The sequence below is a fragment of the Kushneria pakistanensis genome (assembly GCF_014652795.1).
Taxonomy (GTDB): Bacteria; Pseudomonadota; Gammaproteobacteria; order Pseudomonadales; family Halomonadaceae; genus Kushneria; species Kushneria pakistanensis.
Map to the genome: position 1 here is coordinate 270,837 of NZ_BMZM01000004.1, position 20,876 is coordinate 291,712.

Sequence of the window (20,876 nt, forward strand, 5' to 3'; positions counted from 1 at the left end):
ATTTCTGCGTCTGAACTTCCGATGCTTGTACAGGGCAGAGCGTGGTAGCCGTGATGCAACAGCTCGCCGGCGTTTTGAAAAGGCCTGCCATTCGCCAGTGGTGGGATCGTGTGACCGGCGGACTAATGATCGGGGTCGGGGCGCTGCTGGCAAGACATGGCCCCGGCTAATGGGCAGGATGGGGTAGAAGCCTACTGGCAAATATCAAGGCGATTGCGGTAACGTCACGAACCTTCTCGGCTTCTTTTTGATACCAGGATAAAAACATGTTGAAAGGCATTCTGATCTGCTGTGGCTTCCTGATCGCACAGCTTGCCCTGCTGCACTATGTGGATCATCGCCAGACCAACAGCCGCAGCCAGGTCGAGTACACGCAGACCAATGCACCGCAGGCGAACCTTCGACATCGGGAAGGGCAGTTGACCCGTCGTGAGGATGAAAACAGCGACGATAACGCCGTCTGAACATGACCATTGAGACAAAAAATCATCGAGACAAAAAAGCCCCGCCATGTGCGGGGCTTTTGTTCATCGTGGCAAATCATCGCGGCAAACATCGAGCACGAGTCGTCAGCGCGAAACTCGCCCACAGTGGGCACCGGCGTGCTTTTCTGTGACTGCCTGCTCACCATTATGCCGGGCTTGAATAACGCGCAGTGTTGCTGGTGCCTTCCTTCAATTTAAAGACACTGACCGCCTGGACGAGCTTGTTGGACTGATTGTCCAGGCTGTCAGCCGCTGCGGCCGCTTCTTCTACCAGTGCCGCATTCTGCTGGGTGACTGTCTCGAGTTGCATCAGCGCATCACTGACCTGACGAATACCCGTGGTCTGCTCGGTCGTCGCCACACTGATTTCATTCATCATGCTGGTCACATTTTGAACATGTGACACAAGATCCTGCATGGTTGCCCCGGCTTCGTTGACCAGCTTTCCGCCTGCTTCGACCTTGCTTACGCTGTCAGTAATCAGCGCTCTGATCTCCTGAGCGGAAGAAGCACTGCGCTGGGCCAGATTCCTGACCTCATTGGCCACTACCGCAAATCCACGGCCCTGTTCCCCGGCGCGTGCGGCTTCAACAGAGGCGTTCAGTGCCAGAAGATTGGTCTGGAAGGCAATTTCATCGATGACACCGATAATGTCGGAAATCTTGCGCGACGACGCCTGTATTTCGCTCATCATGGACTCGACACGCTCGACCACTTCGCCGCCCTGAGTGGCGACGTTGCTGGCACCGATCGCCAGTTTTACCGCTTGTTTGGCCGTTTCTTCAGTGTTTTTGACGACGCTGGAGATTTCCTCCATCGAGGCGGCGGTCTGCTGCAGGTTACTGGCCTGCTCTTCGGTACGCTGGGACAGATCCATATTGCCCGAAGCGATCTGGCTGGAGCCTGTTGCCACGTTTTCACTGCTGCTGCGCACCGTGCTGACCACATCGCTCAACGAGCGCTGCATTTTCGCCAGCGAGTCCATCAGGCTGTTCGCCCGGAGGTTTCGTGTGCTGAAGTCTTCTGACAGATCACCTCTGGCGACCTGATTTACCAGCGAACTCACCACGGCAGGTTCAGCCCCGAGCTGCCCGATAATGATCCGGTACCCGCCCCACAGCAGTAGAGCCACAGTGATGCTGAGCAACGCCGACAGGAAAAGCACCGCGCCTGACCAGAAGTTTCTCGACGCTTCGGCCGTCATGACGGCGCCATTGGTGCGTGCATCGAGCATGGCGTAGAACTGATTGATGGGCTCCATGATATGAGCGGCGTTACGGTTGTACTCCGCATTGAACATCAGATTGATGGCCTGCTCACGCGCTGCCTGACGCTCATCTCCGCTCAGGGCATTGGCCCGAGCGGTCAGCTCCATGGCACGGGTTTCCGTGACTACCAGATCCTGAGAGCGCCTCTGGGATTCGGCGAGCAGCGACAGCTCCTGGTCAGTAAAGCCTTCATCACGCATGCGATCGAGCAGCGCTCTGGGTTCTTCAACGCCCCCCTGGGGCGTGATGTCGGCAGCACGGAACTCCCAATAAATCCTGTTGTAGTTTTTGGGGTGTGGCGCGTTACCGCCGGCAATATCAATGACTTCCTGATACTGCTTCGCCCATTTTTCTTCGCCGGTTACCACATAGTTTCTGGCAAGCCTCGTCAGCGTCAGGGAGTTCTGACGCAGCTCGCTGGCCAGAAGATACGATTCATAGCGGCCACTATTGGCGGCATCCACCTGCAGGCCCTGCTTTTTGGTCATGTAGGACGCCAGCAGTATCAGCAACGACACCACAGCGACGACTGCAAAAAGCGAGACAAATACCGCTTTTACCGAAATTGCCTTTTTGATTTTCATGTTGGGTTCTGAGTACGTGCCGTTGTTTAGGAGGCTAACGATTTGGAGATAAAACAATATCGGCATGGCGGGTTGCCGCCTTTAGCTCTGATAGAACCGATCACGAAGCGCGCTGTGCGGGGCGCCCTTGCGGGGAGGTTTGAGCCAGCGCTTACCTGATGCCCTGGCGTGTTTTCAAAAGGCGTTCATTCACGATCACGGACACAAAAAAGCCCCGCCAGGTGCGGGGCTTTTTTGCGGTGTCACGCTTTCGGCAGCGCTATCAGGTGCGTGCGCTACAGCCAGTGCTGCGGGTAGCGCCGATGCCGCGCCAGATTGTTGATCAGCACCGCCACGGTCAGCATCAGCAGGCAGCCGAGCCCTATGGGGAAGAACGCATAGACCCAGCCCAGATCGTGCAGCTCATTGGAGCCGATTACCGCGATCAGGGCCGTGGCACCGCCGGGCGGGTGCAGGGTATGGGTCAGCTGCATGATCAGAATGGAGGTGGAGACCGCCACGGCCGCCGCGACCCAGTTATCGCCCAGCAGCATCCAGGTGACAACACCACACAGCGCCGAAAGCACGCTGCCGCCCAGTACATTTCGTGGCTGGGCAAAGGGGCTTTCCGGTGCGGCATAAAGCAGTACCGAAGTGGCGCCAAACGAGCCGATCATCAGCAGCGCATGCGCCTGCATGGACTGCGCGCTGATCCAGCCGACCCCGGTCATCCCGACAAATGCCCCGACCCACGACCAGAGCGCGTCACGCCAGCAGGGCGCTGCGCGGGATACCGCTGTGCCTCTCATCTTGCCCAGATAATTTTTCACGAATGCCTGCCGAAATCGTTCAAAAAGATCGCAGATAGTGACACTTGCGCACGATGCACTGAAATAGTGCATTGCTATGAAGTTAAGTATTTTTTGAAAAGACGATCAGGCGTCAGCGCATGGGCTGGCAAGCGTTAAATAAAAGGGACGTCGCCATCTCATTCGGGCGAGTGAATATAAGCAATAGGGTATGCTACTTTAGGGTTAATAACGTTACACAACTTTACTTAAGAAGCCCGATTCAATATCGTCGCTTGAGGATTAGCAGCGCCTTAAGAAGAACGGGCAGGACACCCGTTTTCAGGCGGTCGCTCGAACCTGTATTGCCACAGTGGTTTTACCGGCCTGGTGTGCCCATATGGGGGTGCGAAATTTAAGGAAACGCAAGGTTTTTCGAGGCCATAAAACCGCTGCGCGACCCAGTACTGGTGCGGATCGGCGCCGCTTGCAAGGGTGCAATAAAACCGACCCATTTAGCGCGCAGGCGGGGCGGGGAGTCGACAGCGCGCAGTGGGATACAGTAGCTAATACCAAGGCTTTATAAGCTAAATTTTTAGCAAACAGTTCGGGCGATAAACTAGGGCTTGAATTTAAATTGGCTCATTTTTGGTTCAAGGTTTTAATATTATTATTGGTATAATTTTAAAGTATTATAAAACTTACAAAGGTATTAATTATATACCTATTACAGACATGGATAATTTTTGTGGTTTGGTTGGTGAAAATGGTATAGGCAAAAGCTCAGTTTTAGAGGCTTTAGATACTTTTTTTAATGGACGGGCTTGGAACTATAATACTACAACAAAGAAAAGAGGAGTCGATTATTCAGAGCCTCAAATTGTACCCTTGTTTTTAATAGATAGAGAAAGCTTAAGCGCAAGTGTTCAAGATTTAGCCCGGGAATTGCACGAGGTCACTATTGGAGGTGTCGAAACCGATGTCAATTCAGCAAATAAAGCTAATTATAAAATATTTGCGGAGCATAGAAATCGATTAAGTGAGCGCGTAAATTTAGAAGAAAAATATCTAATACCAATTGGTATTAACCATTGTGGTGATATTGCTACATCTATTTTTAATAATAGAAGACTTGTTGAGGTTGTTCTAGGCCAAAGTAGTAATTCTGAAACAACAAGTTTGGATGAAGTGGATCTGCAAAGGTATCAGCCTTTGCTTCAAGAGTTAAAAACTTTAATTGAGTACATTTATATACCCAAGGAAATCGATTCTAACTCTTTTACTAAGCTGGAAACAAAAGAAATTCAGGTTCTCATGGGTGAGACCTTGATTGAAATATTAAGCACTAGAGTTACAGCGGCTCAAATTCAAGAAATAAATAGTAGTTTGATCGAGTTCATCGATACTTTGTCAGATGAGCTGGAAGACTATTCTTATCGGACGCCGACAGATCGGCAGCAACGCTTGAAAAAGAATGATGTATATAATCTAATTATACAAGCATTTTTTAATACAAGAAGGTTGCATAAAAAACAAGGGGCAAATTGGCTTGAAATTAGTGCTTTAAGCTCTGGAGAAAAACAGAAAGCTATTGTCGATATTGCTCATAGCTTACTGAATAAGCATAGATCAAAAGGTAGTAATTTAATTGTTGGTATTGATGAACCTGAAACTTCTCTTCACATGTCTGCTTGCTTTGATCAGTTCGATGCTTTGTACGATATAAGTCGGCAGTGTATGCAGATTTTTTTTGCTTCTCACTGGTACGGTTTTTTACCAACTGTAGAGCAGGGAAGTACTACAGTTATAACTAAAAAAGAAGATCATCATTTTTTTGATCAAATAAATTTGTCAGAATATCGCGAGCAGGTAAAAAGACTTGCAACATCTTCAAGAGGGCGACTGCCTTATGACATAAGATTAAAAAGCATGAACGATTTTATTCAATCTATAATAACAAGTGTTATAGGTGATAATCCCTTCTCTTGGATTATTTGTGAAGGTAGTTCTGAAAAGGTTTATCTGTCATCATATTTAAAAGACCTTTTGCAAGATAAACGTATTCGAATTGTACCTGTTGGAGGTGCTAAAGAGATAAAGCGAGTCTATAACCATCTTTCAACTTCTTATGAAGATTTCAAAAAAGAAGTTAGTGGTAAAATGATTTTGATATCTGATACAGACGAAGAGCTTGTTAATTATAAGGTCAGTGAATATGAAAATTTAAAATGTAAAAGACTGGTACTTTCCTCCGAAGATAAAATTACAAGGCTTGTCAATATTGATTCGAATCCAGTGTCTCCTGCAACAGAAATAGAGGATTGTCTTAATGGAAAGCTTTTCTTGGAAACATTAAGGTTATTTTCTGAGGATTATTCTGAACTTGTCGGATTTGTGAATGATATTGATCTTGTTTCTGATGAGCTTGATGTCAAATTTGCTTTAGATATAAAAAGCAGTGAATGGGAGAAAATAAAAAGGTTTTTTGATTGTGAAGGAGTTAAATATCGTTTTGCACGAAAATATGTAGATACAATGAAACAAGATCATGCTATTCCCAGTTGGGTTCTAGAGGTTAGAAAAATGCTGGAGTAACTTTTGCTTGCGAAATAAAGTTATTGTTTCTCGGTGTCAAAAATATTTTTAACGCTAACCTGCTATTTTGGCTGGTTAGCGCAAATCGAGTTTTATACTTACAGACGCATAAGCTTATTTAAATGGTTAGCAACAAAAAGTAAGCCATGGGGTGGAGTCTAACGCCGGGATTTTGTTAAAGGTGAGTTCAAGCTCTACGTAAGCTTTAGCACTCTTGGAGCAGTCACCTTCTATATAGAGATGAATGATCAAGGAATGGCCGAAAAATGGCAGATGATAAGTCAAATCCGATCTGAGTTTGGTTTGTTACCAAACCTTGCTATCAACGCCCGATCTTTTTTGGCCCGTCGCCTGATTAATCAGTACAAGCATGGCAATGGCCTATGCATGGTATACGTATAGGTATACTGAAGCGGTGCAAAATACTCAGATATTTTTTATATCAATGGGCTGAGATGTTTTTATAGTCCTGCCTTGCCACTCGGTTACCGCATCCCACTCCCAAAAAGCCCCGCCAAATGCGGGGCTTTTTATGATCTTTACCAACTCATAAGGCGATGATCTAGCGGCGGTGCTACTCCTGCGGCGCCCGCTGATTCAGCAAATCGGTCTTGTCAGTTGTTCTGGCAATTTCCTGCTCGACCTTTTTCATCAGTTTTTCATCCGGGCGGGCATCGAACAGGGCTTCGGCGCTCGGGTCGCGCAGTATCTGCTGCGCGCGCGACCGGGCCGGGTGCCTGTCGCTGCCGTCACTGGGCGGGGGCATTGTTGATGTCGCGGAGGAGGCCGGGGCGGGTGTGGCGTCAACGCGAGTAGGGTCGGCACTGCTGCCCTGAAAGCGTTCCAGCGCCTGTTCAAGGGAGGCATTGAAGCGCAGGCGATAGATGGGTTCGGGCAGGCTGAAGCCGGCTTCCTCCAGCGCGTGTTTGGTTTCGCGAATGGCGATGCTGCGGGCCTTGCCAAAGTCGGTGCCGGATTGATCCACCCACACCTGAAACTCGAGCACGATGTTGGAGTCGCCCACCTGCGTGATAAGGCCCACGGCCCTGGGTTCTTCGAGGACAAATTTCAGCTGATGCAGCGCATCCAGCCCGACCTTGATGGCGGCGAGCGGGTCGTCATCGGCATCCACGCCCAGTTCAAACGTGAAGCGCCGCTCGGGGTTGCTGGTGTAGTTGAGGATGGTGCCCTTGAACACGTCGGCGTTGGGGATGCGCAGCTGATTGCCATCCAGCGTCATCAGGATCGTGGCGCGGGAAGTGAGCCGCACGACGATGCCTTCCTGCCCGTTGATGACCACCTGATCGCGCGCGCGAAAGGGCTGACGAACGCTCAGCATCAAAGAGGCAATGTAGTTTTCGATGGTGTCCTTGACCGCAAAGCCCACAGCAAGGCCGATAACCCCGGCGCCGCCCAGCAGCGTGCCCAGAATCGTTTCGGCGCCCATCAGACTGAGCGCCAGTATCAACCCAAAGACGATAAAAATGACCCTGACAGTCTGTGACAGCAGCTCAGCGACAAAAGGGTTGGGTGTCAGGCGCTGCCACAGGCGCTGGCGTCTGGAAAGCCACGCCCCGAACCAGGCGACAAGCGCGAACAACACGATGCCGACCAGCAGCAGCGGCAGAGCCTTGATCAGGCCTCTTGCCTGCGCCATCAGCTCCTGAAAGACGGTAGAGACGTTGTCCTGCACATCCAGCGTGCGGTTGATGTCGTCATTGACGGTGACCACGTCGGTCAGGCGGCCGGCAAGGCCCAGGGCCTGCTGGGCCTTTTTCTCGTTGGCCGTTTCCCCGGAGAGCGTCACCACACCCTGCGTCACGCTGATCTCGACGGCATCAAGACCGTCGATCTCGGAAAAGATCCCGGCGATGCGCGTTTGAATGTCACTGTCCCTGCGCGGGCTTGGGGTGGTTTCTATCCGGGCCTCGTCAACGCTTTCTGCCTGAGTACTGCTGCCGGTCAGCGCCTGGGCCACACCTGAAAGCTCCTCCGCGGCCTGAACCGGTGCACCAATAAATATGCCCAGTAGCAGAATCAGCAGAACACTCGCGCTCAGGCGCTGGCGGGCGAAAAGGGGAGGCAGGGAAACGGCCATGGTGATCCTGTGTCAGGGGTGTCGAGATAACGAGGGGCTGAGTGGCGTTTAAAAGCGCTTTGGCAACCCAGTGTAGTCAGGCTTTCAGTATGCAAAAGCCTTGCGGTGGACAGGTCTTTCGATGAGCTGATGGGTGAGCTAGTCACGACCCGCTGGCTCATCTTGTGAAGCTGGCGTTTGCATTGCGCCTTGTTTTGGGGCGATGACGACTCGAGCGGCCTTCCATTTTTTCAGACCGCGTATGCCCTCTGCCATCAGAACGATGACCGATAGCCAGATGGCGATATAGGTCGGCCATTCAGCGGGACGAATGGTTTCTCCCAGCGCGAGCGCCACCAGCATTAAAAGAACCGGTTCGACATAAATCAGCAGGCCGAACAGGCTGAGGTTCAGGTGAGGCGCCGACAGCGCCTGAAACGTCAGGGCCAGCGCGCTGATCAGGCCCAGACCGAGCACGGGCCACAACAGGTTCATGTTGATGGACAGCCCCGGGACAACCTCGCCGCCCTGAATGATGAAAAAGAGGCTAAAGGGCAGGGCAAGGGCCATATCAAACCAGAGACCGCCAATGTTGTTGGTATCGGTTCTGCGACGCAGCCAGAAATAGCCGGGATAGCCCAGGCATACGGCCAGGGTAGGCCACGCCATGCTTTGAGACAGCACCATTTGATTGGCAATGCCAAGGACGGCGAACGCGCATGCCAGCTTCTGAAAGCGTGACATTTGATCCCTGAAGGCCATGCGGCCGATGATTACCATTGTGATGGGCAGGATGAAATAACCCAGCGAAACGGCCAGGCCGTGACCGTTACCCGGCGCCCAGACGAACAGCCAGAGCTGAACGCTCAAAAGCAGAGCCGATATCAGGCGGGTGAGAGCGAAATGACGTTCACGATAAAGCCTTTGATAAATGCTGATTACCTGAGGCCAGTAGCCTTTCAGGGCGATAAAGGCCGTCAGGCAGGGAAAGGTTAAACACATCCGCCAGCCAAAAATTTCTTCACCATCCAGAGCCGTCAGCTGCGATGTTTGAGCAAACATCAGGGCAAAAAAGACGGAGGCAATGATATTAAGTGTGACGCCAAGCGTTATATTCTGATCGGTCTGCATGGTGGTTCGATACTGATGGAGGGTGCGTCTCAGGTTATGGCATCCCCACCGATAAAGGTTCTCAAAATCCGCGCTGTTGATGAGAGATTTTCCCGTATGAGTCTGCCTTCGGGACTGGACAAGTTTGATGTTGCCCTCCTTGAGCGTTTGCAAAAGGACTGCCTGACGCCCTTGCGCGAGCTGTCAGAAGCCGTGAATCTCTCGCCTGCCACGGTCCAGCGGCGCATTCAAAAGCTGAAGGAAAGCGGGCATATTCTGGCCAACGTTGCCATCGTTGATCCCGATAAGGTGGACAAGAGAATAACGGTGCTGGTGGAGGTTCAGGCGGACAGGATCTATAGCGACGATCTTGATGCCCTCAAGGAAAGCTTTTCGGGGCCTGAAGTGCAGCAGTGCTATTACGTGACGGGTGAAGCGGATTTCATGCTGATATTACTGGTCCCGGACATGAAGGCCTTTGAGGCGATATGTGACCGGCTGTTTCATCACAACCCAAACGTCAAATGGTTCAGAACCATGGTGGTGCTGGATCGCGTCAAGGCCACGATAGATGTTCTGTGAGGCGTAAGATTCGCTGCCTGATCGAAAAAGCAGAAGTTCCTGTCTCGATATTTCGACTCACAGCTCCGGGCTGAGACCTCTCTTTCAAGAAGACCCTATATGAGATTTACGTAGTACACGATTAAAGCGTGAGCATGGCTTTAAGTATTATTGCGCCTGCGCCGATATTGGATAGGTCCTGTCCATAGTCCATGACTATCCAAAACCTTTCTCTGGAAATCGGTGTAATGACCTTAAGAGACCTTTCCATCAGCAAGCAGATCGGCCTGGGCTTTCTCGTCGCCGTGTTGTTTCTGATTCTTAGCGGCGTGGTGAATTCGCTGAGCCTTCGCAGTATCAACAACACGATGCTGTCGCTGTATCACGACCGGGTGGTCCCGCTGAAGGATCTCAAGGTGATTTCGGATGCCTACGCCGTGGACGTTATCGATGCGGTCAACAAGGCCAACGCCGGCCTGATCACGGCCGAGGAGGCACTGCAGGATGTACGCGGGGCTCATGAGACCATCGCCAGCCACTGGTCGGCCTATATGCAGACAAGGCTGACGCCGGAGGAGGCCGCTGCGGCGGCGCGGGCGCAGTCGAGCTTTACGACCGCCAACAATGCGCTCGATGAAGTCGAGGAGATACTGCAGGGCATGACGGGCCGGGTCAGGGGGCAACTGGACATGATCGATGGGCCGCTGTATGCCGCCATTGACCCGATCAGCCATGACATCAGTGATCTGATCGAGATCCAGCTGGCGGAAGCGCAGGTCGGGATGGCGCATGGTGAATCGCAATATCATCAGGCCATGCTGAGCACGCTGGTGCTGGCATTGATCGCCGTGCTGGTCTCGGTCGTGGCGGCCATCGTGATTACCCGCGGCATCACCCGCCCGCTGGGTCAGGCGGTTCAGCAGGCGAAGGCGGTAGCCGCAGGCGACCTGTCGGTCCGCGTCGAGGCGCGCTCGCGCAATGAAATCGGTCAGCTGTTGATGGCCCAGAAGGAGATGGTGGCGGGCCTTTCAGAAGTCGTGTTTACCGTTCGCCGCAACGCAGAAAGCGTGGCCTCGGCGAGTGCGCAGATTTCGCAGGGCAACGATGACCTGAGCCAGCGCACCATGGTGCAGTCCTCTGCGCTTGAGCAGACCTCCGCCTCCATGGAGGAGATGGGCTCGAGCGCAACCCAGAACGCCGAGCACGCCCGCCGGGCCAGCGAGCTGACTTCCAGCGCCAGCGCCGTGGCCTCTCAGGGCGGTGAGGTGGTCGGTCAGGTGGTGCAGACCATGCGCGATATCAACGACAGCAGCGGCCGAATCAACAACATCGTCGGCGTGATCGACAGCATTGCCTTTCAGACCAATCTGCTGGCGCTCAATGCCTCCGTTGAGGCAGCCCGTGCCGGCGAGCAGGGCCGCGGATTTGCCGTGGTGGCCAGCGAAGTGCGCACCCTGGCCCAGCGCAGCGCCGAAGCCGCCAAGGATATCCGCGCACTGATCGACGAAAGCGTTCAGCGCGTCGAGAAGGGCACCACGCTGGTGGATCAGGCGGGTCGCACCATGGCGGACATCGTCTCCTCCATCAGGCATGTCAGCGATATCGTCGGGGAGATCAGCGGCGCCAGCAGCGAGCAGAACCAGTCGATCGGTCAGGTCAGTCAGGCCGTCAGCCAGCTTGACCAGACGACGCAGGAAAATGCAGCGCTGGTGGAGGAGTCTGCCGCTGCCGCTGTCAGTCTGAAACACCAGGCGCAGGAACTGGTCGCCACGGTGGGGCGCTTCAGGCTGGCTGGTGGAACAGGTTACTAAGGGCAGCTTGTTGAAAGCAGGGGGCGCCATCGGCTGTGGTATTTGTGCCGATTGATCATTCGGAGAGGCGGACAGCCTCCGGGGCGGGAATTTTCCCCCGGGGGCGCAGTCGTATCCGGCGATGTAGCTGGCGCCTCTGGCGCCCACCCCTGCGGATGCGACAGCGCCGCGTATTGCTGACCCCACTGATGGAATGACCATGCTCACTCTGGCCGCGCTTCAAGCCTTTGTTCTGGGCGTACTGGAAGGATTGACCGAATTTCTGCCCGTCTCCAGTACCGGGCATCTGATCATCGCAGGTGATCTGCTCAACTTTAATGGCGACACCGCCACCGCCTTCAAGATTGTCATTCAGCTCGGCGCCATTCTGGCCGTGATGTGGGAATTTCGCTCGCGCGTGCTCGGCGTGGTGAAAGGGCTGCCCCGTGAGCCACAGGCACAGCGTTTTGCCCTCAACGTGCTGATTGCCTTTATTCCTGCGGTCATCCTGGGACTCTTGATGGCGGATACCATCGAGCACTGGCTGTTTAATCCCATTACCGTGGCCACTGCGCTGATCATTGGCGGGTTCGTGATGCTCTGGGCGGAAAAGCGCGAGCACACCATCAGGGCCGAGACCGTTGATGACATGACCTGGCAGCTGGCGCTCAGGGTCGGGCTGGCGCAGTGTCTGGCGCTGATTCCCGGTACCTCGCGTTCGGGCTCGACCATCATCGGCGGGCTGCTGTTTGGGCTATCACGCAAGGCTGCCACCGACTTCTCGTTTTTCCTTGCCATGCCGACCATGGTGGCCGCCACGCTCTATTCGCTGTGGAAGTACCGCGACATCCTGCGCATGGAGGATCTGCCTGTCTTTGCCATCGGCTTTGTGACGACATTTATTGTCGCCATGCTGACGGTGCGGGCGCTTTTGAAGTTCATCGCCAGCCACAGCTACGCGGTATTCGCCTGGTATCGGATCGCCTTTGGCCTTTTGATTCTCGCCACATGGTATTTCGGCGTCATCGACTGGAGCACGGCGCAGGGGTGACCCTGGCCCTTGTGGTGCAAGAGGTATCAAACCAGTGCATGTGGCATTCCGCGCGGCTTGCGACCACACTTTTACTGTCATTGATCCATCAGGGAGGAAGGCATGGCCACGCGCTATGAAGTACACGAACATGCTACTGCACATGTGAAGGGCACCCCCAACCGTGAGCAGCAAAAGGAAATGGACGACATGCCGCTGGACTGCTTTCGCATATGGGACAGCCAGCAGCAGCGCTACGTCAGTGAAGAATATGAAGTGCGGGAAGATGCCGAAGAAGACTGCCAGCGCATGAACGAAGAGGGGTAACGTCTTTCCCTTTATCGCCTGAAATATCGGGCCCATCGCTAGATTGCCGGTGGGCTTTTTCATGGCTGGTGCCTGACGGGCCACCTGCCTGATCAAAAAATATGACCCGGGTGAATAAAAGGCATTGACCTTATAGAAGGTAGAAGGTTTACAAGGGTAGCGTTCACCTTATCAAGGAGCGCTACCATGTCTGACCAGACCAGCTGTGCCTGCCCGAAATGCACCTGCGCCGTAAGTGACAATGCCATTGAGCGCGACGGCGAGCTGTATTGCAGCCAGGCCTGCGCCACCGGCCATGCCGATGGCTCCGAAGGCTGTGGCCATAACTGCAGCTGCGGCAAGTAACGACAGCCCCATGACGGGCCCCTGCGAGCGGCCCGTCATCACTGTCTGACATGACCCCTGGTAATCCGCCGGCGGGTCATTTTTTTGTCCCTGTGGCCAATGGCCCTGCTGCCGATGCGCCACCTGGGCGCAGCAGCGCAGTGCCCGTGTCCATTGGTGCGGTGCGACAAATGGCCCGGCAGGGTCAGCCTTGATATTCCCTTCGGTCGTAGCCATCTCATGAAGCAACACACGCATTCAGGAGTGCACCATGAGCGCCGCGCGTATTTTGATGGTTCTGACCTCTCACGATGAGATGGGTAACACCGGCCACAAGACCGGGTTCTGGGCAGAAGAGTTTGCCGCGCCTTATTACACCTTCCTCGATGCCGGCTGCGAGATCGTGCTGGCCACGCCAAAGGGCGGTGCTGCACCGATTGATCCCAACAGCGAAGGCGAGGATGCCCAGACCGACGCCACGCGTCGCTTCTACGCCGATGACGAGGCAAGGGCACGCATCGCCGATACCGCGCGTCTGGCTGACATGCGCGCCGAGGATTTCGACACCGTGTTTTATCCCGGTGGCCACGGCCCGCTGTGGGATCTGACCGATAATCAGGACTCCATTGCACTGCTGGAAGACTTCCTGCGCCAGCAAAAGCCGATTGCCTCTGTTTGTCACGCGCCCACGGCGTTTTTGAATATCAGGGACGAGCAGGGTGAGTTCGTGATCAAGGGCAAAAAGGTGGCCGGTTTTACCAACGAGGAAGAGGCGGCTGTTGGCCTGACGGATGTGGTACCGCATCTTTTGGAAGACGAGCTCAAGCGCCGCGGCGCGGACTATCAGAAGGTTGAGGCCTTCGCTCCGTTTGCGCTGGTGGATGGTCTGGTGATTACCGGCCAGAACCCGGCAAGCTCGGAAGCCGTAGCCGAGAAGCTGCTCGAGGCACTCAAGCACTAAAGGCTTGATACCCCATAAAAAAGCCCCGACGCTTCGGCGTTGGGGCTTTTTTGTGTCCTGTTATTCCTAAAGGGCCGCTGTATCACAATACGCAACGCTACCGGTCCAGCATCATCCAGATCATAAAACCCACACACGCCAGCAGAATAAAGATTAACCGTTGACTCATGTTGTTCCTTCCTTCAGGTGATGAAAGGCCTTCGTCCAAAAGGCCGAGGCTATAATGCCGCGCCCCTGGTTATAAAAAAACACTAATGCAGGAATTTCAGCGGTGGCGGTGCCTTGCCGACGCATTTTTTGACGCGGCCTGTGAGGTAGGTAGACTGGTCTACCTACCCTGCATTCTGGATCATGTTCATGACCTCATTGGAGACCCTGTCGGCAACCAGCGCCCGCGAACGGCTGTTAAGCGCAGCGGCCGTGCTGTTCTACCGCGACGGCATTGCCGCCACCGGCATTGATGCCATCGTCAAGCGTGCAGGCGTGGCGAAAAAGAGTCTGTACAACAACTTCGATTCCAAGGCGGCGCTGGTCGCGGCGTATCTGGAAGCCCGTCACGCCGAGTGGCTCACGCTTTTTGAGGTACGTCTTTCTCAGGCCGCCACGCCTGCGGCGCGCGTGCTGGCGGTGTTTCTGGCCTATCAGGATCATGCCGAAGGGGCCTATGAGCGCGGCTTTCGCGGCTGCGGATTATTGAACGCCGCCGCCGAGTTGCCGGCCGGTCACAAGGGGCGCGAGGCGGTACGTCGCCACAAGCAGCAGGTAGAGGCATTGCTGGCCGCACCGCTGCTGGAGATGACCGGTGATGAGGCCGCCGCGTCATGTCTGGCACGCCAGCTTGCCTTCCTGCTGGAGGGCGCGATGGTGCGTGCAGGCCTGGAAGGTGACAGCCGCTGCGTTCAGCAAGCCCACGACATGGCCGCTGCGCTTTTGGAGGCCATATGAAGGGGAGCGCACGCGAACATCTGTTCGGAGTGGCCGGCGTACTGCTTGCTGCTGTGCTGTGGGGTACCACCGGCACGGCCGCTACCTTCGCCCCTGAGGTCAGTGCCGTGGCAATTGGCGCCGTGGCGATGGGGCTGGGCGGGCTATTGCAGGCGCTGGTGGCCGCACCCCGCATCCAAAAGGCCGGGCCACAGCTGCGCCGCCGATGGCCCTGGCTGATCTCCGGGGCGGTGGCGGTGGCGATCTATCCGCTGGCGTTTTATGGCTCGATGCGTCTGGCCGGCGTCACCATCGGCACGGTGGTGTCGATCGGTTCGGCACCGCTGCTCTCGGCGCTGATCGAATCCCGCTTTGATGGCCTGACGCTGGGTACGCGCTGGAAGGTGGGCGCGGCGCTGGGGCTGATCGGCATGGCGCTGCTGTGTCTGGCCGAAACCGGACCTCATGCCGGCGTGGGCAGTACGGCGCAGGTGCTTCAGGGCGTGGCGATGGGGCTGGTGGCCGGGCTGACCTATGCGTTTTATTCCTGGTTGGCGCGACGCCTGATGCAGGGCGGCATCCCCACCCGTGCGGCCATGGGCGCGACCTTTGGCCTTGGCGGGCTTTTGCTGATGCCGGTGCTGCTGCTGACCGGCGCACCGCTTCTGGCCTCGGTCAACAACGCCGCCGTCGGGCTCTACATGGCGCTGGTGCCGATGTTTGTGGGCTATCTCGGCTTTGGTTACGGCCTGGCGAGAGTGCCGGCCAGCACCGCCACCACCATTACGCTGTTTGAGCCGGTGGTGGCTGCACTGCTGGCAGTGATGATCGTCGGCGAGCGCCTGCCACCGCTGGGCTGGGGCGGTATCGTGTTGGTGATCGCTTGTCTGGTCTGTCTCACGGCGCCGATACGCTGGCGGCGGCCGTCGTTGGATGAGCCGGCATCGGTAGTGGAGTGAGGCTTTTTGTTCGGCCTATGACGGCGTGACCCTTTCCCATTCCACCACGCCCTCGATGGCGCCCTCATCTTCCAGCGTGCCTCCCCGGGCAAAGCGTGCCCACAGTGCGCGCAGCTGGCAGCCGCTGCGCTCCAGCTCCTGTTCGGTCATGCCTTCCACGATGCCGGCGTGTTGCCACTCGGCCCAGCCGGCAAACAAGAGGGCGAGATCGATGCTGTGACAGGCGCCGCGGGCGGCCCGGCCGCTGCCCCAGTTCAGTCGGTATCGCCAGACGCACCCCCCAGCCTCGGCATGACGCCGGGCAAAACGCTCGGCGGGGCGTGAATAGAGATGGCGGGTGATGCGTTGGCTCAAGCCGCTTCGAAGTCGCGCGCCGATGACCGGTAGGCCAAAAAGCCCCTGCAGCGGCTCGACCTCGGGCATGAACAGTTCGGCTTCGTCCACGTTGTGGCCGATCAGCAGATCGCAGTGGGGGGCGCGTTTTTCAAGCGCTGCATGTCGTTGATCCAGCGGCGGCAGTGGCGGCTGGCCGAACTGCACGCCGAAAGGCATCAGGCCGCCGGGCAGATAGCGCTGGCCGATTTTTTCGACCCGGTGCTGGGCATCCAGACAGGCCTTCAGTGAACTCCGCTCGTTGAGGCTCTCGGCTGCCCTGGCCATGGCCGTGTGCATGCCGTGGCGTCCGGGGGTAATGCCCAGCGGTGCGCTCTGGAGTATGGCACGGTGGAAGAGCCCCCTGGTCTCATCGGCTGTCATCAGATGCGCGATGGCGTCACCGCCGGCCGACTCGCCGAACAGGGTGACGTTGTCAGGGTCACCGCCGAAGGTGGCGATGTTGTCGCTGATCCAGCGCAGCGCGGCGATCATGTCCAGAAGGCCCAGGTTGGCGGGCCGATCGCCTGTCGCGCCCTGAGCCTTTGCCTCTTCCTGATTTGTTTTTCCCTGAAAGGTGCCGCCCACGAAGCCGAAAATGCCCAGGCGATAGGTGATGCTGACGGTGACCACGTCCTGCTCTGACACCAGTGGTTTGGGGTCATGAATGGGCAGATCGCCGGCGCCAAAAACGTAGGAGCCGCCATGGATCCACACCATGACCGGGCGCGGCGTTGTGGCCGGTCGGGCCGGCAGGCAGATGGACAGCCGGGTACAGTCTTCCTGCTGCGCCATGTTGTTGGGAGAGGCGCCCAGCAGGCGGGTGAAGGCCTGCATGGTGCGCTGCGGGCTGGCCGGTGCCCAGTGCGTGGCCTCGATCGGCGTCTCGCATCGTGTCAGCCGCTCGGGTGGTTGAAAGCGTCGGGCGCGCGCATAGGGGATGTTGGTGGCACGAAGCACGTCGCCGTCGCGCCAGCCGATGATCTCACCGGCGGGCGCTGAAAAACGAGGCAGGGCTTGAGTTTCTGACATCGGGTGCTCTTGCATGAATTCTTGTTACATAAGTGCGTGTGACATGAGTTCCTGCAAACGAGGTCCGGCGCTGACCGCCGGACCTGTGGCCTGCCGTGCTGGCGGGTTATCCCAGCATCTGCGGGTTGAGATGCCAAGTGCTCCAGGTCAGTGCAGTGGCCAGCGTTACCCAGGCCAGATAGGGCACCAGCAGGGCACCGGCCAGTGGCTTGATGCGCCAGAAGTTGATCAGGGTGGCGAGAATCAAACACCACAGAATGACCGTGCCGGCAAAGGAGATCGCGCCAAGATTCCAGACAAAGTAGAGCCAGCTCCACAGTGCGTTGACGGCGAGCTGCACGACAAAAAGCGTCAGCGCCGGGCGCACGTTCTGAACGGGCTTTTCACACCAGACCAGCCAGGCGGCAATGCCCATCAGGGCGTAGAGCGTGGTCCAGACCGGGCCGAAGGCGCCGGCCGGCGGCGCCCAGGAGGGCTGCTGGAGCGTTTGATAGAACTCGGCGGCATTGACGGAGGCAACAGCGCCGATGGTCGCGGCGAGATAGGCCAGCAGCAGCCAGCCGGCCAGGCCAAAGAGCTGTTGACGTCGGGTAAGCGTGTTCATGCCATGCCTCTTTTGTAAAAGCCTGTTTGGAAAGTCTGCCTTTCGATGGATACCGGCGCCGGAGACAGCGACGGACCGAAGGGTTCATATCCTACACAATAGCGCTCGCGACGGGGCGTCGCCGTGAGGCAGGATGTCCCACAGGCGCTGCGAATTCAGGAGACATCATGCAGATTGCGATCATGGGTGCCGGTGCGGTCGGCTGCTACTACGGGGCGCTGCTGGCACGCGCCGGCCATGCGGTGACGCTGATCGGTCGCGCCGCACATGTCGAGGCGATCCATCAAAATGGGCTGGTTCTGGAGACAGCATCAGGCCGCGAGACGTTCAGTGTTGCGGCCAGCACAGAGGTGGAAGCATTAAGGGGCGCCGAGCTGGTGCTCTTTTGCGTCAAATCCAACGACACGGAAACGGCCGGCGCGGCAATGGCTGTGAAGCTGGCTGACAGCGCCGTCGTCTTGAGCCTGCAAAACGGGGTGGATAACGCCGAACGGCTGGCGGCCATCGCAGGACGCGAGGTGATTCCGGTGGTGGTATATGCCGCGGTCGCGATGGCAGGGCCGGGTCACGTGCGTCATCACGGTCGCGGTGAGCTGGCACTCGGCGCCTCAACGAGGAGCGAGCCATTGGCACGTCTGTTTCAGGCGGCCGGTGTCCAGGCGGCGGTGGCAGACAACGTGACCGGCATGCTGTGGGCGAAGCTTGTCATCAACTGTGCCTGGAATGCGGTGTCGGCCGTGACGCAGATGCCCTACGGCGCGTTGATGGCCGTCGAGGGCGTTCGTGACATGGTGATCGCGCTTGTCCGGGAGTGTCAGCGCGTGGCGCAGGCCTGCGGTGTCACCCTGCCCGAGGACATCGAGCGCTCAACGCTCATGATTGCTGACACCATGGCGGGGCAGCGCTCCTCGACGGCGCAGGATCTCGCCCGCGCGCGTCCCAGTGAAATCGAGCATTTGAATGGTTTTATCGTACGCCAGGCACAGGCTCACGGTATGGCCACGCCCATCAATCACACCCTGCTGGTGCTGATACGCGCGCTGACGCAGGGGCACCCATCTTCCGATATCTCTCCTGCCTGATATGACACGCTTTTGATATCAGCGGCCGGGGCTGAAGCGCTCCGGTATTGCACTTTGGTCCCGATATCGACCAAAGCCGCGCTTCGCGCCGGCAGGTCGCGCTGTACAGTCCACTGAACAATGTTCAACTCACTGTACGACCGTTGGTCTTCGGAGCGCGCCATGACCCAGAAAACGCTGAAGGTGGCGGTGGCCACACCGCTGAGCGAGGCGCTGTGTACGCTGATTGAATCGCTGGTCCCCGAGATCGAGCTGCTGCGTGATCAGTCCCTACTGCCCCCCATGCGTCACCCGGCCGACTTTGCCGGCGACCCGAGCTTCAAGCGCACGCCCGAGCAGGAAGCGTAGTTTGACGCACTGCTGTGCGAGGCGGACGTGCTCTACGGGATTCCGGATGTGGACCCGCAGCGGCTGGCAAAAATCGTCGAGGCCAACCCGACATTGCGCTGGGTGCATGTAATGGCCGCCGGCGGCGGCGGGCAGGTCAAGGCGGCGGGGCTCTCGAGTGAGGCGCTGGCGCGGGTGATGTTTACCACCTCGGCCGGCGTGCACGGTGGACCGCTGGCGGAGTACGCCGTGTTCGGCGTGCTGGCGGGCGCCAAGCAGCTGCCCCGAATTCTGGCCCAGCAGCGTGACCACCACTGGGGCGATCGCTGGATGATGGGTCAGATCAGCGAGCAGCAGGTGCTGATTCTGGGGCTGGGCGGTATTGGGCGTGAAGTGGCGCGCCGGCTGTCGCTTCTGGATATGCACGTGCTGGGCGTCTCCCGCCAGCAGCGCATGGTGCCTCACGTTGATGAAATCATTGCGCCCTCACAGCTTCGCGACGGCGTGCGGCGCGCCGATGCCATCGTGATTGCGCTGCCGGGCACCGATGCCACCGAAGGGCTGATCGATGCCGAGCTGCTGGCCGAGATGAAGCCCGGCGTCACCATCGTCAACGTGGGCCGCGGCACGGTGATCGACGAGCCCGCCCTGATCGAGGCCCTGCAGCGCCAGCACGTGGGTCTGGCCGTGCTGGATGTCACCGCCTCGGAGCCGCTGGAGAAAGCCTCGCCGCTGTGGGACATGCCCAACGTGCTGCTGACACCGCACACGGCCGCGCTCAGCGAGTCCGAGGATCGTCTGATTGCCGAGTTTTTTGCCGATAACGCTCGCCGCTATCTCAATGGTGAGGCGCTTCGAAACCGTGTCGATACGGTCGAGTTCTACTGATGACGACCTCGGGCGACGATCGCGCCCCCGCGGTTGCTCGCGCCCTGCGGGTACTGTCGCTGCTGGAAGCGGCCGGCGGCGAGACGCTGGGGGTAAGCGAAATGGCGCGCCAGCTCGGGGTGGCCCGCTCGTCGCTGTTCAACGTCTGCCTGGCGCTGGAGGCCGAGGGGGTGATCCAGCGTGTGGAGGGCGGATATCGGCTGGGGCGTCGGCTGGTCGAGCTGGGGGGTGCCTATCTGCGCACGGTGGATCCGGTTCAGGCGTTCTATCAGGCCTGCAGTGATACCCCCTTCCTGCACGATGAAATCTGTCAGCTGGCGGTGCTCGACGGCACGGACGTGCTCTATCTTGCCGCCCATGCCGGGCGGCTACCGCTGCGCATGACGGCCAGTATTGGCAGTCGCTTTCCGGCCTCGATTACCGCAGTGGGCAATGCCCTGCTGGCCAGTCTTGATGATGAGGAACTCGAGCGGCGCTTCGAGAACCCGGCCACCCGTCCGGCCTGGACGGCGGACTCGGTCACTGACCTTGAAGCGCTGATCAACAAGATTCGTGATGTGCGAAAGCGTGGCCACGCGCGCGATGTGGGCGAAGTGTTTACCGGCATCCGCGGCCTGGCGGTTACCGTGGCGCCGCAGTACAGCGGCGAGCAGGCCTATGCCGTGGGCACCTCGCTGCTTGAAGTGTACTGCACGCCCCATATCGAGCAGCAGGCCATCGAGGCGCTCTCCGATATGGCAACGCACATTGCCAACCCGATGAATCTGGGCAGAGGTACCGCCGGCGCCGGTACCTGACATCAGCCGTAT

The 20,876-nt window shown here is 57.3% G+C and carries 20 protein-coding genes; 14 read left to right on the forward strand and 6 right to left on the reverse strand.

What is annotated here, in order from left to right:
• The first annotated feature begins 266 nt into the window (after positions 1-266).
• A complete protein-coding gene (locus IE123_RS14765) occupies positions 267-464 on the forward strand; it encodes a hypothetical protein (RefSeq protein WP_189519587.1) in 198 nt (65 codons plus the stop codon).
• Positions 465-630: 166 nt separating this feature from the next.
• Here the strand turns inward: IE123_RS14765 and IE123_RS14770 are convergent, their stop codons facing one another.
• Positions 631-2,337, reverse strand: a complete 1,707-nt coding sequence (locus tag IE123_RS14770) for a methyl-accepting chemotaxis protein (RefSeq protein WP_189519589.1) — start codon at positions 2,335-2,337, stop codon at positions 631-633.
• Between the two features lie 275 nt (positions 2,338-2,612).
• Positions 2,613-3,146 (reverse strand): HPP family protein, encoded by a 534-nt coding sequence (locus IE123_RS14775; RefSeq protein WP_189519591.1) that lies wholly within the window; start codon positions 3,144-3,146, stop codon positions 2,613-2,615.
• 606 nt (positions 3,147-3,752) lie between these two features.
• On the opposite strand from IE123_RS14775, the gene IE123_RS14780 reads away from it, so the two are divergent.
• Complete coding sequence (locus IE123_RS14780; protein ID WP_229819793.1) at positions 3,753-5,699, forward strand: AAA family ATPase; 1,947 nt, start codon at positions 3,753-3,755, stop codon at positions 5,697-5,699.
• A gap of 574 nt (positions 5,700-6,273) precedes the next feature.
• Here IE123_RS14780 and IE123_RS14785 read toward each other — a convergent pair.
• Complete coding sequence (locus IE123_RS14785; RefSeq protein WP_189519593.1) at positions 6,274-7,797, reverse strand: mechanosensitive ion channel family protein; 1,524 nt, start codon at positions 7,795-7,797, stop codon at positions 6,274-6,276.
• Between the two features lie 138 nt (positions 7,798-7,935).
• Positions 7,936-8,907: an EamA family transporter RarD gene (rarD, locus tag IE123_RS14790; RefSeq protein ID WP_189519595.1), complete on the reverse strand. Its 972-nt coding sequence runs from the start codon at positions 8,905-8,907 to the stop codon at positions 7,936-7,938.
• 96 nt (positions 8,908-9,003) lie between these two features.
• Between rarD and IE123_RS14795 the strand changes: the two genes are divergently transcribed.
• From IE123_RS14795 to IE123_RS14830, 8 genes are all read left to right on the forward strand, one after another.
• The gene (locus tag IE123_RS14795) at positions 9,004-9,468 is read left to right on the forward strand and encodes an Lrp/AsnC family transcriptional regulator (protein WP_189519597.1); all 465 of its coding nucleotides are present in this window, start codon (positions 9,004-9,006) and stop codon (positions 9,466-9,468) included.
• Between the two features lie 227 nt (positions 9,469-9,695).
• Entirely contained in the window at positions 9,696-11,258 is a 1,563-nt protein-coding gene (locus tag IE123_RS14800; protein WP_189519599.1) for a methyl-accepting chemotaxis protein, read from the forward strand.
• Positions 11,259-11,457: 199 nt separating this feature from the next.
• Positions 11,458-12,288 (forward strand): undecaprenyl-diphosphate phosphatase, encoded by an 831-nt coding sequence (locus tag IE123_RS14805; RefSeq protein ID WP_189519601.1) that lies wholly within the window; start codon positions 11,458-11,460, stop codon positions 12,286-12,288.
• Between the two features lie 102 nt (positions 12,289-12,390).
• Entirely contained in the window at positions 12,391-12,594 is a 204-nt protein-coding gene (locus IE123_RS14810) for a hypothetical protein (RefSeq protein ID WP_189519603.1), read from the forward strand.
• Between the two features lie 186 nt (positions 12,595-12,780).
• On the forward strand, positions 12,781-12,939 hold the full coding sequence (locus IE123_RS14815) for a metallothionein (protein WP_189519605.1): 159 nt from the start codon (positions 12,781-12,783) through the stop codon (positions 12,937-12,939).
• Positions 12,940-13,189: 250 nt separating this feature from the next.
• Positions 13,190-13,879, forward strand: coding sequence for a type 1 glutamine amidotransferase domain-containing protein (locus IE123_RS14820; RefSeq protein WP_189519607.1), 690 nt, complete (start codon positions 13,190-13,192; stop codon positions 13,877-13,879).
• Positions 13,880-14,236: 357 nt separating this feature from the next.
• Positions 14,237-14,824 (forward strand): TetR/AcrR family transcriptional regulator, encoded by a 588-nt coding sequence (locus IE123_RS14825; RefSeq protein ID WP_189519609.1) that lies wholly within the window; start codon positions 14,237-14,239, stop codon positions 14,822-14,824.
• Positions 14,821-15,762 carry a DMT family transporter gene (locus IE123_RS14830; protein ID WP_189519611.1) on the forward strand — a complete coding sequence of 314 codons (942 nt, stop codon included), beginning with the start codon at positions 14,821-14,823 and terminating at the stop codon, positions 15,760-15,762. The genes IE123_RS14825 and IE123_RS14830 overlap by 4 nt, the downstream gene beginning before the upstream one ends.
• 15 nt (positions 15,763-15,777) lie before the next feature.
• Here IE123_RS14830 and IE123_RS14835 read toward each other — a convergent pair whose 3' ends face one another.
• Together IE123_RS14835 and IE123_RS14840 are read right to left on the reverse strand one after the other, a co-directional pair.
• Complete coding sequence (locus IE123_RS14835) at positions 15,778-17,166, reverse strand: carboxylesterase family protein (protein WP_189519612.1); 1,389 nt, start codon at positions 17,164-17,166, stop codon at positions 15,778-15,780.
• Between the two features lie 106 nt (positions 17,167-17,272).
• Positions 17,273-17,770, reverse strand: a complete 498-nt coding sequence (locus tag IE123_RS14840) for a TspO/MBR family protein (RefSeq protein WP_189519614.1) — start codon at positions 17,768-17,770, stop codon at positions 17,273-17,275.
• A gap of 167 nt (positions 17,771-17,937) precedes the next feature.
• Between IE123_RS14840 and IE123_RS14845 the strand changes: the two genes are divergently transcribed.
• From IE123_RS14845 to IE123_RS14855, 4 genes are all read left to right on the forward strand, one after another.
• The gene (locus IE123_RS14845) at positions 17,938-18,852 is read left to right on the forward strand and encodes a ketopantoate reductase family protein (RefSeq protein ID WP_189519616.1); all 915 of its coding nucleotides are present in this window, start codon (positions 17,938-17,940) and stop codon (positions 18,850-18,852) included.
• A gap of 162 nt (positions 18,853-19,014) precedes the next feature.
• The gene (locus IE123_RS16240) at positions 19,015-19,200 is read left to right on the forward strand and encodes a hypothetical protein (protein ID WP_229819794.1); all 186 of its coding nucleotides are present in this window, start codon (positions 19,015-19,017) and stop codon (positions 19,198-19,200) included.
• A gap of 27 nt (positions 19,201-19,227) precedes the next feature.
• Positions 19,228-20,067, forward strand: a complete 840-nt coding sequence (locus tag IE123_RS14850) for a D-2-hydroxyacid dehydrogenase (RefSeq protein WP_229819795.1) — start codon at positions 19,228-19,230, stop codon at positions 20,065-20,067.
• Complete coding sequence (locus tag IE123_RS14855; RefSeq protein WP_189519618.1) at positions 20,067-20,864, forward strand: IclR family transcriptional regulator; 798 nt, start codon at positions 20,067-20,069, stop codon at positions 20,862-20,864. Before IE123_RS14850 ends, IE123_RS14855 begins: the two co-directional genes overlap by 1 nt.
• Positions 20,865-20,876: the final 12 nt, after the last annotated feature.